Below are 14,421 nucleotides of genomic sequence, written 5' to 3' on the forward strand. Positions count from 1 at the left end.
GAGCGAGCACAGCCTGACATCTGATGTATCATTCTTAAGGGATTACATAAACTTAACGCTTAGTGTGACCCCAATTTGGCGTGGATCGCCGTAGCGGATATATTGCTTTTCCGCCCAGCCGTTATCCGGCTCATTGCCAAAATAGAAACCACGCACACCATATTCTTCATCGAACAGGTTGCGGCCCCATAAATATGCCGACCAAGCACTCGCCTCATAACCTAAGCGCGCATTCACAATGGTGTATGGCTCAGAGCGCGAGTCGTTGCTGTCTGAGTAGTAAAACTCACTCTTACCACTCATGTTGACGTTGGCAAACCAACCCGAGTTCGCACGATAGGTGCCGCCTAAGCTGTAGGTTAACTGTGGTGAATGGGCCAAATCGCGGCCAGTTAAATCCACATCGCTACCGTATTTATCTTGGTACTGGTAATCGCCGTACGCCGTCTCTAACCAACCTAGGCTTGAGTAAAACTGGAGATTATCGGTGGCATACCAAGTGGCGTCCAACTCGGCACCGTAGTTGTGTGAGCTACCCGCATTTTCAGTGTAGAGGATAAAGCGTTGTGGCTTGTTAGGATCTTGCTGGGATGCGGCCACTTGCTGATCCTGTCTGTCCATATAGAACAGCGCCAGATTCGTATCGATAAGCCCTTCAAACCAATGGGATTTAAGACCGATTTCGTAGTTGTATAGGGTTTCGGTATCAAACTCTTTTTTATCATTGAGTTCGACTGGCAAGGTCATGTTGAAACCGCCCGCCTTGTAACCGCGCGCCACACGGGCGTACACATTATGGGATTCATTCAGCACTTTGCTCAGCGCAATATGGCCGCCCCACATGGTTTCGCTCGGGTCAAAATTATCATTATTGGTGTCTGAGTAGTGGCTATTGCGACGCTCAACACGCAGCCCCACAGACAAGGCATAATCGGCGCCTAAATCCGTATCCAGCTGACCAAATACGGCGTAATTGGTTGCTTCATATTCAGAATCTAACACCTCATCGGGCCAAGTATTATATTCAGAATACAGTTGGTTATCTTCTTTAAGGCTCATCGCATAAACCCCAAGTAACCAGTCGGTTGAGCCGGCAAAAATACGCCCTTGGTCGGTCGAGCTTAAGCGGAACTCTTGGGATAAGGTCTTACGCTGACCGGTTTTGTCCCAGAAGTAATCGTACTGACAAGGGGCGAGATTGCCCTCATCCTCACATTGCTTGGAGGCCCAATATTCAGGGTTCGCCCAATCGCCATCGTAACTATAATGGTGATCGGTATTGGCAAATGAAGTCAGCGAGGTTAACTCAAACGACTCAGCGCCCGAGTAAGTTGCTTTAAATCCTGCGCCCGTGGTGCGCTGGCTATCGACACCCGGCTGATCCGAAATAGTATGTTTAGGATCGTTGGTTAAGCTCCAGGCATCGTAGCCGTTATCAAAATCGGCATGCAGCAGAGTTAAATCGAGTTGCAGATTGTCGGTGACATACCAGCGTAATTTAGCGCGACCAGTAAATTCATCACGACCATTGGTATCTTCTTTATTTAAATACAGATTATCGCGATAACCGTTTTGTTGATGTTGCTGCAGCGACACGCGGTACAACAATTTACCCGAATCGGTTAACGGCCCTGAGCTAAAACCGCTAAAGGTTTGTAAATCGTCATTGCCTAAAGAGACCTCGGCGCCATGTTCAAACACATCGGTCGGGTCATTACTCTTAAGGTAAATCAAGCCCGCTAACGCATTGGCGCCATAGCGGGTACCCTGCGGGCCGCGTAACACTTCGACCTGCTGCAGATCGTACATACTCGACACCATGCCAATACCAGATAAATCAATATCATCAATGATATAACCCACAGATGAGTTAGGTGCACCTTGATATTGCTCCTGCTCCCCTACGCCACGGATCTGGAAATACTTAGGACGTGAGCTGCCACCCGACCAGTTAAAGTTAGCGATGGAATTCATCACGTCTTCAAAGTGTTGGGCGCTTTCATCTTGGATTTGCTGGGCATCGATAACGGTAATGCTCGATGGCATTTTTTCTAAGCTGGCACTGCGAAAATCTGCAGTCACCACCATGATTTCCATATCATTGCTAGGCTCAGGTTTATCGATAGCATCGGTTTGCGCCCATGCGGCCGTGCTTAACGCAGCCGAAATGGCCAGCGCCAATGGCGCACGCGTTAACGATAAGGAGAAGGTGGAACTCTTGGTAGACTTTTTGTTAGACATAGGACCTCAAATACATGTTTGAGATCCGGCAACGAATAAGCGATTCAGAAGTGTGCTGTTGATTGGCCCATTCCTACGCCGGTATTAGCCGGATCAGGTTCTAAGGGTTCGTCTGATGACATCTCAGTCTGCCACTTTGTTGGCAAACACCCCTTGGCGGCGCTTAGTATACATGACAAGCAGGAAAGAACGACACTTTGAAATGAAAAATGCCAGCATTGCTGGCATTTTTTGGCTTAATGGCCGTTTAATCGATATCGACTAGGTGTTAGCGTAACGAAATACCGCGGTATTCTTTAGCCCACACTCACATTCACACTAACACTCGCAAAACGTTAGTTTGAATAAGTCTCGCGCACATAAACATCGAATTTCGCCACTTGCGCATTTGGGGCCACGGCCGACACTTGCAGCTGTTGTTTGCCGTGTAATTTCACCGATTTCCAACTGGTGGCTTCATCTTCGATGGTAAAGCCGCTGGCGTCGTACCAAGTAAACTTATATTGCACTCGCATATCGCTTGAGGACTTGCTGACGATCAACGCCGAACCTTGGATCAGATCGCCAACGCGGCGCGCCTCAACCCCTTCAACACTGATATCACGGGCGAAGCTGTTGTTATCGACGCGGGTTTCTCCCAGTGAGTTCACCGAAATGCCCGCCGTATTAGTGCAGGCACCGAGTGTCAGTGCTGCAGCCAAGATTACTCCACTGTAAATTGCTTTCATTTTGTTTTCCCTCACTCACAAAAACCTAGGTGCCGAACAACGGATGGGCAATGACACTACGCGACGCCAGCTGAACTTATGCTTAACGTACTCATCTTGCCCCACCCTCGCGATTAATCGATCAAAAAGTGCGCCCTTGCGGTAGCGATCAACTGCTTACGATTGGTTTGCCAACAATTGATATTCACGTTGGCGACCCGTCGCCCCTGACGGGTGATACGACATTCTGCAAAGCTGTCCTTATGCAGGCCTGCTCGCAGGTAATCAATCGAGAAATCAACGACTTTTGGCACTTTTGCCGTTTGCATAAACACCATTAATTGCACTATGGCCGACATTTCCATAAAACCAGCAATCACGCCACCATGAATCGCGGGCAGGATGGGATTACCGATATTGTCGTCCTTAGCGGGGAGTTTGAAAATCAGCTCGTCGCCAAAGCGCTCGACCTTCATGCCAATAAACTTAGCATAAGGAACATGTTCGAGTAGATGACCAAAGTCGTTCAGCTCGGTGGCGCGTTTTACAATTCCCTGCACATCGAGGGTTTTCTGCTCGGTCGGCTTATTTGAGTTCATCAGTCTCTCCTAAGGGCGGCACGGCTTCTCCCATCAAGGCTTGTCTAAAGGCATCGCCCACCATTTCAGGGCTGATACGCATAAAAGAGCCCACCGCATGGGCGATAGGATCATCGATGCTGTCCTGATAGGCGATGGCGCGGGTAAAGGCGATATTAGATGACAACTTATAGCACTCGGCAAAACCATACACCGGCTTATGGGGCTGCGCGGGCTTCATATAATCGACCCGTAAGTCGAGGGTGGGCGAAATCTCTAAGGATTGATATTTTTGAAAAATCGCACTCACCACCGCACTGCCACAGGCCGTGTCCATCAGGGTAGTGATCACCCCGCCGTGGATAACGCCCGTATCGGGATAACCAATTAACTCAGTGCTATAGGGCAACTCAATCAATACATGGTGCTCACTGGCTTCGAGCACGGTTAACCCTAAGCGACGGCACTGGGCGAGCTGATCGACAAATCGCTGCGCCATTTGAGTCAGCGGAAAAAAATCAGGATTTACCTTCATTGACCTTGGCTCAGCATGGGTCCCAATGGCTCTCCGCCAACGAGATGAATATGGATATGGTACACTTCCTGTCCGCCATGTTTGTTGCAGTTCATGATCAAACGATAACCATCTTTGGCAATCCCCGCCTCTGCCGCCAATTTGGCCGCCACTGTCATCATCCGGCCGAGTGCAGGCTCATCCGAGGCTTTCATATCATTTGCAGTTGGGATCAAATGATTCGGCACAATCAGAATATGGGTTGGCGCCTTTGGTGAGATGTCTCTAAATGCGGTCACCAGCTCGTCTTGGTACAGAATGTCGGCGGGAATTTCGCGGCGGATAATTTTGCTGAAAATGGTTTCTTCGGCCATGGGGAGTCCTCCTTGGGTTAATTGGGATAGTATACTAGCAATTCAACGCTTTGTGTCTCCAGATATTTTGCGTTTCATTTGCCTGTTGTGCGCATTTTTGGCAGCATGACGCCCATTAAAACGCATCGGTTTTACAGGATAAATTATGCTCCACTATCACATCATTCCCGTCGATCCCAAGGCGCACTTGTTCGCCGTCACCATGACGGTACAAAAGCCTCACCCTAAGCAAGTTTTTAGCCTGCCCGCGTGGCTTCCCGGCAGTTATATGGTGCGGGATTTTGCCAAGAATATTATCGATCTTAAAGCCACAGGCGATAACGGCGAGCCGCTTAAGCTCACTCAGCTGGATAAACAAACCTGGTCGGTCGAACATCAAAGCACCCAACTCACCTTAACCTATCAAGTATATGCTTGGGACTTGTCGGTACGCACCGCGCACCTCGATATGACCCACGGTTTCTTTAACGGCAGCAGTGTGTTTTTAGCCGCCCACGGCTTTGAGGCAGGTTTACACACAGTAACAATGGCGGCGCCGACCGAGCCAAGCCTAAACGAATGGCGACTCGCTACTAGCATGACACGTCAAAGCGGTGATGAATTTGCCTTTGGTGAGTTTTGCGCGCAAAACTATGACGAACTTATCGATCATCCAGTTGAGATGGGGCTATTCACCCACGCCAGTTTTGAAGCCTGCGGCGTAAGACACGATATCGTACTAAACGGTCGCCACCGCGCTCATATGCCGAGACTCTGCCTAGATTTAAAGGCAATTTGCGAGTATCAAATCAAGCTGTTTGGTACGCCAGCGCCCTTTGAACGTTATCTGTTTATGACAACAGTACTCGACAATGGCTTTGGAGGTTTGGAACATAGGGCATCGACAGCACTCATGTGCTCGCGCAAGGATTTACCGCTATCGATGGATGCGCCGATTAATAATGACTACCGCACCTATTTATCGCTCTGTAGCCATGAATATTTCCACAGCTGGAACGTCAAGCGCATCAAGCCAGAATGCTTCTTACCCTATCAACTTGAGGCGGAAACCTATACGCCGCAGCTGTGGGCCTATGAGGGCATCACCTCCTATTATGATGATTTCCTCACCTATCGCGCAGGCTTAGTCGATGAGCAAAGCTACTTAGATATGCTGAGCGAAACCTTTACCCGGGTATACCGCAGTCAAGGCCGCTTTAAACAAAGCATTAAGGACTCGAGCTTTAACGCTTGGACTAAGTTCTACAAACAGGATGAGAACGCCCAAAACGCCATTATCAGTTATTACACTAAGGGCGCCCTGTTTGCCCTGTATCTGGATTTAACCCTCAGAAGCGAGACTCAAGGAAAATACAACCTCGACGATCTAATGACCATTCTGTGGCAGGAATATGCCCTGCAAAATCGCGGCACCACAGATGAATGTCATCAAAGGATTGTTGAACGCTTATTGGGGCGCGATTGCCAAGATCTCTTCGCCTATTTAGACAATACCGACGATATCCCGCTGGCACCGCTACTGGCCGAGTTTGGCGTTGAATTGACCCAGAGAGCGAGCCAAGGCGCGCAGGATGTCGGCGGTGGCTCGGCCAAAGGGTATGAGATTGCCTTTGGGGCTAAGACGCAAGCCGCACCAATCGGCCTTAAAGTGACCACGGTCGCCCAAGGCAGCCCTGCACATCTTGCGGGCTTAAGCGCCGGAGATATCTTAATTGCGGCGGATAATCTGCAGGTGACAGGTCAATTTGAAGCGCAGCTTCAGCAATATCCACTCGGACAACACTTAACCCTGCATTGGTTTAGACGCGATGAATTGATGACGGGAGAACTGATTATTGCCGAGGCGCCAAAAGATACGGTTGCCTTAAGCATCACAGATAAAGACAAACTGCAGGCTTGGCTAGGTCGCTAATTTTTAATGCATTTATATTTAATGCAATAGTCTTTAATGCACTAGTTTTTAGTGCATTAGTCTTAATCCATAAAGCACAAAAGGGGCAATCGTATCGACGATTGCCCCTTTCTATTTGTTTCTTTGTTTGTGCAATTGAATATTAGCTTAGCGACCCATCAACAATGGGTTACACCACCACATCGTGTAAATAGGTTTGCGCCCACGCGATGGCTTGACCACGGCTCGACACACCAATCTTACGGAAGACACGGTACAAGTGAGTCTTAATGGTGCTTTCACTCACAAACAATTGATTGGCGATATCGAGGTTAGTGCTGCCAGACAGCAGGGCTTGTAACACTTCGCGCTCACGGATAGTTAATGGCTCGGTATCTTCGAACAGTCCAAAGTCATCATTCACCCCGTTCACCAATTGGATAGGGATCACTCTGTGCCCACGCAGGATGTTGGAGAGGCCAAGGCTGATTTCAGTCAGTCCTGCATCCAGATAAAACACCCCTGCCGTAGTCGAGGCTTGCATTAAGAAACGGGCATCAACCTGTTTAGGGAACTGGATATAAACGACTCGCACACTCGGGTGTTCGCGGGCAAGCAAGCGTTGAAATTGATAGGCTTTTTGAAGATCGACGGTGGAAAGGTCAATCACCACCATAGAGGCTTGGTTATCTTTGATTTGATCGCACATCTCGTCTGGGCTGACTTGGGACAGCTTAACGAGAAACTCCTGCGGCCAGCGTCCGGCCAGTAATTCCATCAAAACTTGCGATCTTGACACTACAATCCAATGTAATATTTTGAACATCCTGCTCACTCCCTGTCTGGTTAACGATTATTCATTTTGAGAGGAGAAACATCTCTCAATACCACTTCAACATCCGTTCAATAGACTTCCAAGTCTACCGTGCACACGATATTAGCATTAGATAAAACAGATTCAAAAGACTTACGATAAAAATATTTACCGTACGCAAATCAAAAACTTCTGCAACTTTAGCATTGAGTATTGTCAATCAGAAGGCTGAATCTAAACTGAAAATAATGCGCTATTCATGATTGAAAGGCGTAAGATAAATCAACACAAATAATAAGGAAATATTATGTCCAATCAACCACCAATCCCAGTCGAAATGAAATCATATCGGGTATGGGACAGACCGACCCGCCTGTTTCATTGGATCAATCTGCTCCTCGTGCTCGCCCTACTGATTGTGGGTGGCATGATGATGTTTCGCAGCGACTTAGGCATAACCGAACTCTCCGGCAAAATCGGGCTTAAAACCCTGCATGTCATCATTGGCTATGCTTTTGCGATTAATTTACTTACCCGCATAGTGTGGGGGTTTATGGGCAATAAATACGCCCGCTTTAGCCATATGTTCCCCAATGCCAATAGTAAGGCCGAGTTACAAACCTATAAAGCAGAGCTTGCCGCGGGTAAAAACCCCCAATACCTAGGCCACAATCCTAAGGGGAAATTCGCAGTGCTCGCCATCATGCTCCTATTGGTCACCATAATGGCGACAGGCCTGATTCGCGCCGGCACTGATATTTACTATCCACCGCTCGGCAGCACAGTACAACAGTATTTAGCGGCAGCGAATGTCGACCCGAGTAGTTTAAAACCCTACGATGCCACGGGCGTAGATACCGATAAAGCCAATGCAATCAAGCCCATGAAGGGGCTGGCCGGTGAAGTCCACGTATACGCAGTGTATTTATTAATGCTTCTTATCGTGCTGCATGTGTTTGCGGTGGTCTATACCGAAATCAAACGTCAACCAGGGATCATTTCGGCCATGTTTTCCGGTAAAAAACTGATCCAAGGGCAACCCAAGGACGAGTGAGATAAATCATGTATATAAAAAAACGCCAGCAATTGCTGGCATTTTTTATCAAGCTTATACCGAAGTAGGGATTACTTCTTCAGGATAGAGTCTGGAGTACGACCATCATCATGGCAGCTTTCACAGGTAGGTTTTTGACCTACGTTCATATCATGTGGAGCGTGGCAGTCAGCACAAACTAAGTTGCCATCGTGTGGCTTATGTACTGCGTCCATTTCAGCCAAAGAGCCGTGGCAGCTTTGACATTGTTCAAATTCGAAAGCACCATCAGCAGAAGGCGTACCATCCTTATGACAGCTTTCACAACCACCTGACTCAGCATGGAAGTCTGATAATTTTTGATCCGCGGCAAATGCGGTTGGTGACAGCGCCAGCGCTGCAAGACTTGCCCCGAAAAGCGCACTTAATAGTTTTTTGCTCACAATTGTATCCTCCAATGGCGATTGACAGTGGAAATTCTTGTCAGGGTGACTTCCATCTCGCAACCAATGTAAATAGCACGACTCGATTTAACTTAGCTAAGGATTGAGCAATAAGCAACCCAATCTTAATGCAAAGTAACTTTATCAATATACCAAGGGGTAAAATGTGCGCTGCATCATGTAACCACATGCTTATATAAGAGTTTTACATTGACTTAACCTATCGCTCACAACTAAAAACGGCCCTAGCCTAATCCGTAGAAAAAGAAAAGCCCCAATAAAAAAGGAGACACTAGGTCTCCTTTTTTGATCTTACAGCCTCGATTAACGGGTCTGTAAAGCGGCGATACGCTTCTCTAATGGCGGGTGGCTCATCATCAGCTCTGCCATTGAACGCTTGCCGTTAATACCGAAGGCAGACATTTGCGCAGGCATTGCTGAGCTTTCAGGGCCTTGGCGTAAACGCTCAAGCGCTGCAATCATCTTATGCTTACCCGCTAAACGTGCTGCGCCTTCGTCTGCACGGTATTCACGGATACGTGAGAAGTAAGCCACGATAATCGAGGCCAAGATACCAAACAACATGTCGAGGACAAACACGACCGCCATATAAGCGAACATGCCTAAACCTTCACCTTCTTCGTCGTTGCTCGAGACGAAGTTGTTGATAATGCCCGCAACAACACGCGCAGCAAAGATAACAAAGGTGTTCACCACGCCTTGAATTAAGGTCAGTGTCACCATATCGCCGTTAGCAACGTGGCTCACTTCGTGGGCAAGTACCCCTTCAACTTCATCTTGGCTCATGCCGTACAACAGACCGGTACTCACGGCAACTAATGAGTTGTCTTTACTTGGGCCAGTGGCAAAAGCGTTCATCTCTGGCGATTGGTAAATTGCCACTTCTGGCATTTTAATCCCTGCTTGCTGCGCTTGGCGTGCAACAGTGTCTAACAACCAACGCTCGGTGCTATCACGTGGCGTGGTGATCACTTCACAGCCCATAGTCTTTTTCGCCATCCATTTTGAAATGGCTAAGCTGATGAAGGCTCCGCCGAATCCAAAAATCGCAGCGAACACAAGTAGTCCACCCATAGTAGACGTATTCACGCCCAGAATAGACATCACAATTGAGGCTACCAGCAACACGGCTAGGTTAGTCGCAATCAATAAAAAAATACGCTTCATTTCAGCTCCTTTACGGCAAACACATGCCATTTAACTTTGCTCAAAGACATAATATGTCCAATTAATCGAAATTCAAGGGGTAAAGATAAGAGTTTTTCTACTCGCTAATTTTTCTCTCAATTTAGACATTGCCTTTCATGGCTCGTGAGTCTAGGGACAGTATATTAATCCAAGCTTAAATCTAGGCTCTGTCAGCATTACAGCCAAATTCATGTGTGTTTATCTATGTTTATCGCGATTAAACTTTGTTAACATGCCAGCACATTCCGAGATTTCAGGATAAAAAAATGACAGTTAATGCCCTACTACTGAGCAGTTCTCGCGTCGGTGATACGCCTTACCTTTCCCATGCGATTCCCTTTATCAAACCGCTCACCGCTAACGCCCAAAAATGGATCTTTATCCCCTATGCCGGTGTCAGCATGAGTTACGACACTTATTTGGCCTCAGTCGTGGCGGGATTAAGCGAACTCAGGCTCGATATCAGCGGCATTCATCAACATCCTGATCCGCGCCAAGCGATTAAAGATGCCGACGGCATTTTGATCGGTGGCGGCAACACCTTCCATTTACTACACGAGCTCTATAAGTACGATTTAGTGCATCTGATCCGTGAAGAAGTACTGAATGGTAAACCATATATTGGTTGGAGCGCGGGCTCTAACGTCTCGGGATTGAGCATTCGCACCACCAACGATATGCCGATTATCGAGCCGCCGTCGTTTACCGCGTTAAATATAGTGCCATTTCAGTTAAATCCACATTATTCGAACTACCGCGCTCCTGGGCATAACGGCGAAACCCGCGCCCAACGCTTACTCGAATTCACCCGTGTCGATCCTATCACCCCAGTTGTTGGTATCGTCGAAGGCAGCGCACTCTGGCGTCAAGGAGACACTTTATCCCTGCTCGGTGACAACCCAGCCTATTTATTCAGTGGTGAGCAGCAAGAGATCCCTATCCCTGTAGGAAGCGATTTATCCCATTTACTGAAATAAGATCTATTCGGCGGCATTGCCTCAGCTAATCTGCTAATATCGGCCACCGAGTGTGAGTTTGTCATCAGACTTGCTGGCCGATAAAATGCCGCAAAATATCATATAAAAGAGGCCTCTATACCTCGTGCGGTGAAACAGGATAGCAGTAATATCCCAAGTTAACACCCAAGCTACCTGATGCTTTAACCGATAAGATCAGCACTTATCCTGCGGGAGAAAATACTTGCACCACTTAAGTAACTGCTCTAATTTCGTTGTCGAACACTTTGATTAACAAGATTAAATTTTTATCCACCCCTAAACACTTCCCGAACTAATGCATTCTAAGTGATTTATAAATCGGGAGTTTTGGGCACGTTACGGGTGCCAATCTTGCACCTTAGCCCATTGAAGTGAGGAGTACCTATTTTGCGACTGCATCCAACAATCAATCATTTAGCCCCTATCACACAGCGAAAAACGAACCAACCGCGGTTTTTTCTCGGTTCCTTACTCGCTTGTTTGATGGGCATCAGCAGTTTAGTCCCAGCCTATGGCGCCGACTCGACCCCAGAGAAAAAAGCCAAGGCCTTCTCCCATGACACTGTCATTGAACTGGCTCAGCAACTGGCTCAAAAACCGTTTAAAGAAGCAAGAAAAGCCCCCAAAGAGCTCATTGATCTAGATTACGCCACCTACGGCAAAATCAATTATCAAGAAAACGCCGCGATTTGGGGCGGCACCCCCACTAAGTTTTCGGTACAACTCTTTGCCCCCGGTTTTTTATACAAAAACCTCGTGGATATCGATGTGGTTGAAAACAGCCAAGCCTTGCCCATCGAGCTAACTGAGTCTTCCTTTAGTGTCCCTAATGGCGCCATTGAAAAATTACTCACTCAAGTTGGCCAATATGCGGGCGTGCGCCTGCACTACCCTATCAATGACGATGAGGTGAAAGAGGAGTTCATCATGTTCCAAGGCGCGAGCTATTTTAGAGCGCTGTCTAAAGGACAAATTTATGGCTTATCCAACCGTGGACTGGCTATTGATGTGGCCCAGCCCAAAGGTGAAGAATACCCATTATTCAAGCGTTTTTGGGTAGAGCGCCCCTCTAAGTATCAAACCGCCATTGTGGTGCATGCGCTGTTAGACAGTCAGAGCGTTACTGGGGCCTACCGCTTTGGTATTTACCCAGGCGCGCCAACGCGGGTCGAAGTGGATGTCACGCTATTCCCACGCCGAGACATCGCCCATGTGGGTCTCGCCCCGCTGACCTCTATGTTCCTCTATGGCGGGTTAGATACTTCAGATAAGCCAGACTATCGTCCTGCGGTACATAACTCCGAAGGATTACAAATCGATCGCGGAAATGGCGAGCGCTTATGGCGCCCACTTAATAACCCAAATAAATTGCAGATCAGCGCCTTTGGCGACGAAGACATCAAAGGTTTTGGCTTAATCCAACGTCATCGTAACTTCGATTACTATGAAGATCTGAGCGCAAACTATCAGCAACGTCCTTCCGCTTGGATTGAACCGCTAAACGATTGGGGTAAAGGCCAGTTAGTGCTGCTGGAAATCCCATCGAGCGCCGAAACCAACGACAATATCGTCACCTACTGGGAGCCTCAGGGCGGCTTAAAGCAAGGCGAGCCCTATCGTTATTCCTATCGCATCACGGCATCTAACGATAGCCCCAGTGCCAACACTAAGGCGCGAGTGGTTCGCAGCTCTAAGGGACAAAAACAAGCGAAAGGTAAAGAATTGCTGATCGATTACAGCAATATCAAGCCGCAAGAGATTGAAAAAATTGCCATTGATGCCAGTATCAGCAAAGGCAAAATTCTGTCTTCCCGCATAGTGGCTCATCCCGATATCAATGGTGCTCGCGTTTTCGTGACCTTTGAACCTGAAAGCACCAATGTGGCAGAGCTCAGAATTCAACTGCGTAAAGATGAAAAACCCCTTGCCGCTACTTGGTTGTATCGCTGGAACAGTGATGATTGGCCCTAGGCCAATAAGCTAACACTCGATTATCGCTTTACTTAACACCATAAAAAAACGCCGGAAGTCCGGCGTTTTTTATGGGTAAAATTGATATTGCAATACTCAGGTTAATAACCTTACAGTTAAGCGGTATAATATTTCCGCTGACTTATCACAGTATTTTGCGGAATAAATAGGATTATTTTTATCTAACAAAAATAGGGATTTTCAGTTCCAGTTTTTGAATCCTATTTCACGGCTCATAAGATTTACTCCCCAATCCTACGGCGTTATATTAGCCCCTCAAAGCAACTGAATACTCGCACAAAGCACGTTTTCCCAAGATATTTATCTATTGCGCTCACCATATTCAGTTTTTGTTATATTTCGCATCATGAATATGTCAGAGATAAAATGAAGTTACCCATATTAACGGCTGCATATTTGCGTAAGCCAACAACAATATTGTTAATTATGAGTGTATTACTCGCACTCTATTCACTCCCCATGCTGGGGCGTGTTATTTGGCTTGCGATCGTATTACTTTGCTACACACTGCTTTAAATGAAATTAAAATGTTAATTCCGCCGCAATAGTTAACATTTTTATTTCTATTGCGTGCGCACTTTCTTTGCTCGCAATATTCAGTTTCATCAACCATCGAACCGACTCTATTTTTAATAAAGTGGGTGGATATTTACGCTATGCCATTGTTACCTCTAAAACCAACACTCGCACTTTCGTTGTTGCTAGTGCCTAATGCCTTTGCTAACACTGTCGATTATCACGATTACGGCCCACTACGCAGCTATGCGCAATCCCCGACCCAAGCGGGCAGTTTGACCCCAATGTTACGCTCGGGATTCTCCTTACCCGAAGGACAAAAAGAGTTACACCTCTCCGCCAGTGCCGCCAGCGTCTGGGCTGAAACCGATGATTACTTTGCCGATTATTACCATAACACCCTCGAAGGCGGGCTCTCCTGGCAAATCAACGATAAATGGCTGTTAGACACAAGCTATCACTGGCGCTTTAGTGGTGATAATCACTTAGACTCAGTGACTATGTGGTTCCATGATGCATTTGGATTTAGCCAAAATGGCCGCGAAGATGCCGCTAAACATCAGAATCAAATCTTCTCCAAGGATGGAATTAATCAGCAAAACATTTCGGGGGAAACCTTAAATAATGCGATAACGCTTTATCTTGGCTATCAATTATTTGAAAACTCACACCACGGCTTATCTCTTGGCGGCAGTTTATATTATAACTATGTCGACACTGGCCCCTTTGAAAATGAGGCCTTTGAACAGGCACTGCAGCTTAATTACAGTTTCCGCTATGCCAATCATTATTTTCACTCCACTGCCGCAGTCAGTTTTAGGCAGGGGAATGAGGTGCTGTCTGGGATCCGCTACGATAATCATGCTTATACCGTTAATTTAGGCTATGAATATATCACGGGGCGCCATGGCTGGTTAATTGAACTGCATCATTACCAAGGGTTACTCGAAACCGAAAATGATTTTTCAAAAGCCTCAAATGAGATATTACTCGGCTACCGCTATTACTTAGACAATAGTGCAATAGAGTTCGCCATCGTTGAAAATTATTTCAATATGGATAACAGCACTGACATTGCCTTTAATATTGGGTATCGCGTTAAATTATAATC

13 protein-coding genes and 1 riboswitch are annotated in these 14,421 nt (G+C 47.0%); of the genes, 5 read left to right on the top strand and 8 right to left on the bottom strand.

What is annotated here, in order from left to right:
• Window positions 1-42 precede the first annotated feature (42 nt).
• From N5E87_RS12785 to hinT, 5 genes are all read right to left on the bottom strand, one after another.
• On the bottom strand, window positions 43-2,241 hold the full coding sequence (locus N5E87_RS12785) for a TonB-dependent receptor (RefSeq protein WP_086902133.1): 2,199 nt from the start codon (window positions 2,239-2,241) through the stop codon (window positions 43-45).
• Between the two features lie 53 nt (window positions 2,242-2,294).
• Window positions 2,295-2,405: riboswitch (TPP riboswitch) on the bottom strand.
• Window positions 2,406-2,576: 171 nt separating this feature from the next.
• Window positions 2,577-2,969, bottom strand: coding sequence for a YcfL family protein (locus tag N5E87_RS12790; protein WP_011626478.1), 393 nt, complete (start codon window positions 2,967-2,969; stop codon window positions 2,577-2,579).
• A 113-nt stretch (window positions 2,970-3,082) separates the two neighbouring features.
• The gene (locus tag N5E87_RS12795; protein WP_011623073.1) at window positions 3,083-3,547 is read right to left on the bottom strand and encodes a PaaI family thioesterase; all 465 of its coding nucleotides are present in this window, start codon (window positions 3,545-3,547) and stop codon (window positions 3,083-3,085) included.
• The gene (locus tag N5E87_RS12800) at window positions 3,534-4,061 is read right to left on the bottom strand and encodes a PaaI family thioesterase (protein WP_011623074.1); all 528 of its coding nucleotides are present in this window, start codon (window positions 4,059-4,061) and stop codon (window positions 3,534-3,536) included. The genes N5E87_RS12795 and N5E87_RS12800 overlap by 14 nt, the downstream gene beginning before the upstream one ends.
• Window positions 4,058-4,414, bottom strand: coding sequence for a purine nucleoside phosphoramidase (gene hinT, locus N5E87_RS12805; protein WP_011623075.1), 357 nt, complete (start codon window positions 4,412-4,414; stop codon window positions 4,058-4,060). Before hinT ends, N5E87_RS12800 begins: the two co-directional genes overlap by 4 nt.
• A gap of 145 nt (window positions 4,415-4,559) precedes the next feature.
• Here hinT and N5E87_RS12810 point away from each other — a divergent pair, with 145 nt between their 5' ends.
• Window positions 4,560-6,326 (top strand): PDZ domain-containing protein, encoded by a 1,767-nt coding sequence (locus N5E87_RS12810; protein WP_086902134.1) that lies wholly within the window; start codon window positions 4,560-4,562, stop codon window positions 6,324-6,326.
• Between the two features lie 169 nt (window positions 6,327-6,495).
• On the opposite strand, the gene N5E87_RS12815 is transcribed toward N5E87_RS12810, so the two are convergent.
• Window positions 6,496-7,131 carry a LuxR C-terminal-related transcriptional regulator gene (locus tag N5E87_RS12815; protein ID WP_011717426.1) on the bottom strand — a complete coding sequence of 212 codons (636 nt, stop codon included), beginning with the start codon at window positions 7,129-7,131 and terminating at the stop codon, window positions 6,496-6,498.
• A 295-nt stretch (window positions 7,132-7,426) separates the two neighbouring features.
• Here N5E87_RS12815 and N5E87_RS12820 point away from each other — a divergent pair, with 295 nt between their 5' ends.
• Complete coding sequence (locus N5E87_RS12820; protein ID WP_086902135.1) at window positions 7,427-8,173, top strand: cytochrome b/b6 domain-containing protein; 747 nt, start codon at window positions 7,427-7,429, stop codon at window positions 8,171-8,173.
• Between the two features lie 71 nt (window positions 8,174-8,244).
• On the opposite strand, the gene N5E87_RS12825 is transcribed toward N5E87_RS12820, so the two are convergent.
• The gene (locus N5E87_RS12825) at window positions 8,245-8,595 is read right to left on the bottom strand and encodes a cytochrome c3 family protein (RefSeq protein WP_086902136.1); all 351 of its coding nucleotides are present in this window, start codon (window positions 8,593-8,595) and stop codon (window positions 8,245-8,247) included.
• A 324-nt stretch (window positions 8,596-8,919) separates the two neighbouring features.
• Window positions 8,920-9,783, bottom strand: coding sequence for a protease HtpX (gene htpX / locus N5E87_RS12830; protein ID WP_011717429.1), 864 nt, complete (start codon window positions 9,781-9,783; stop codon window positions 8,920-8,922).
• 287 nt (window positions 9,784-10,070) lie between these two features.
• On the opposite strand from htpX, the gene pepE reads away from it, so the two are divergent.
• From pepE to N5E87_RS12845, 3 genes are all read left to right on the top strand, one after another.
• Window positions 10,071-10,781: a dipeptidase PepE gene (pepE, locus tag N5E87_RS12835; protein ID WP_086902137.1), complete on the top strand. Its 711-nt coding sequence runs from the start codon at window positions 10,071-10,073 to the stop codon at window positions 10,779-10,781.
• 408 nt (window positions 10,782-11,189) lie between these two features.
• The gene (locus N5E87_RS12840; protein WP_086902138.1) at window positions 11,190-12,773 is read left to right on the top strand and encodes a glucan biosynthesis protein G; all 1,584 of its coding nucleotides are present in this window, start codon (window positions 11,190-11,192) and stop codon (window positions 12,771-12,773) included.
• A gap of 677 nt (window positions 12,774-13,450) precedes the next feature.
• The gene (locus tag N5E87_RS12845; RefSeq protein ID WP_086902139.1) at window positions 13,451-14,419 is read left to right on the top strand and encodes a DUF3187 family protein; all 969 of its coding nucleotides are present in this window, start codon (window positions 13,451-13,453) and stop codon (window positions 14,417-14,419) included.
• Window positions 14,420-14,421 lie beyond the last annotated feature (2 nt).

The sequence above is a fragment of the Shewanella sp. GD03713 genome (assembly GCF_029843705.1).
Classification (GTDB): Bacteria; Pseudomonadota; Gammaproteobacteria; order Enterobacterales; family Shewanellaceae; genus Shewanella.

Bases quoted from the DNA above. Each gene is read 5' to 3' on its own strand.
- N5E87_RS12815 (WP_011717426.1), bottom strand. From the start codon at position 7,131: ATGTTCAAAATATTACATTGGATTGTAGTGTCAAGATCGCAAGTTTTG.
- N5E87_RS12795 (WP_011623073.1), bottom strand. From the start codon at position 3,547: ATGAACTCAAATAAGCCGACCGAGCAGAAAACCCTCGATGTGCAGGGA.
- N5E87_RS12845 (WP_086902139.1), top strand. From the start codon at position 13,451: ATGCCATTGTTACCTCTAAAACCAACACTCGCACTTTCGTTGTTGCTA.
- N5E87_RS12790 (WP_011626478.1), bottom strand. From the start codon at position 2,969: ATGAAAGCAATTTACAGTGGAGTAATCTTGGCTGCAGCACTGACACTC.
- hinT (WP_011623075.1), bottom strand. From the start codon at position 4,414: ATGGCCGAAGAAACCATTTTCAGCAAAATTATCCGCCGCGAAATTCCC.
- N5E87_RS12810 (WP_086902134.1), top strand. From the start codon at position 4,560: ATGCTCCACTATCACATCATTCCCGTCGATCCCAAGGCGCACTTGTTC.
- pepE (WP_086902137.1), top strand. From the start codon at position 10,071: ATGACAGTTAATGCCCTACTACTGAGCAGTTCTCGCGTCGGTGATACG.
- N5E87_RS12800 (WP_011623074.1), bottom strand. From the start codon at position 4,061: ATGAAGGTAAATCCTGATTTTTTTCCGCTGACTCAAATGGCGCAGCGA.
- htpX (WP_011717429.1), bottom strand. From the start codon at position 9,783: ATGAAGCGTATTTTTTTATTGATTGCGACTAACCTAGCCGTGTTGCTG.
- N5E87_RS12820 (WP_086902135.1), top strand. From the start codon at position 7,427: ATGTCCAATCAACCACCAATCCCAGTCGAAATGAAATCATATCGGGTA.
- N5E87_RS12785 (WP_086902133.1), bottom strand. From the start codon at position 2,241: ATGTCTAACAAAAAGTCTACCAAGAGTTCCACCTTCTCCTTATCGTTA.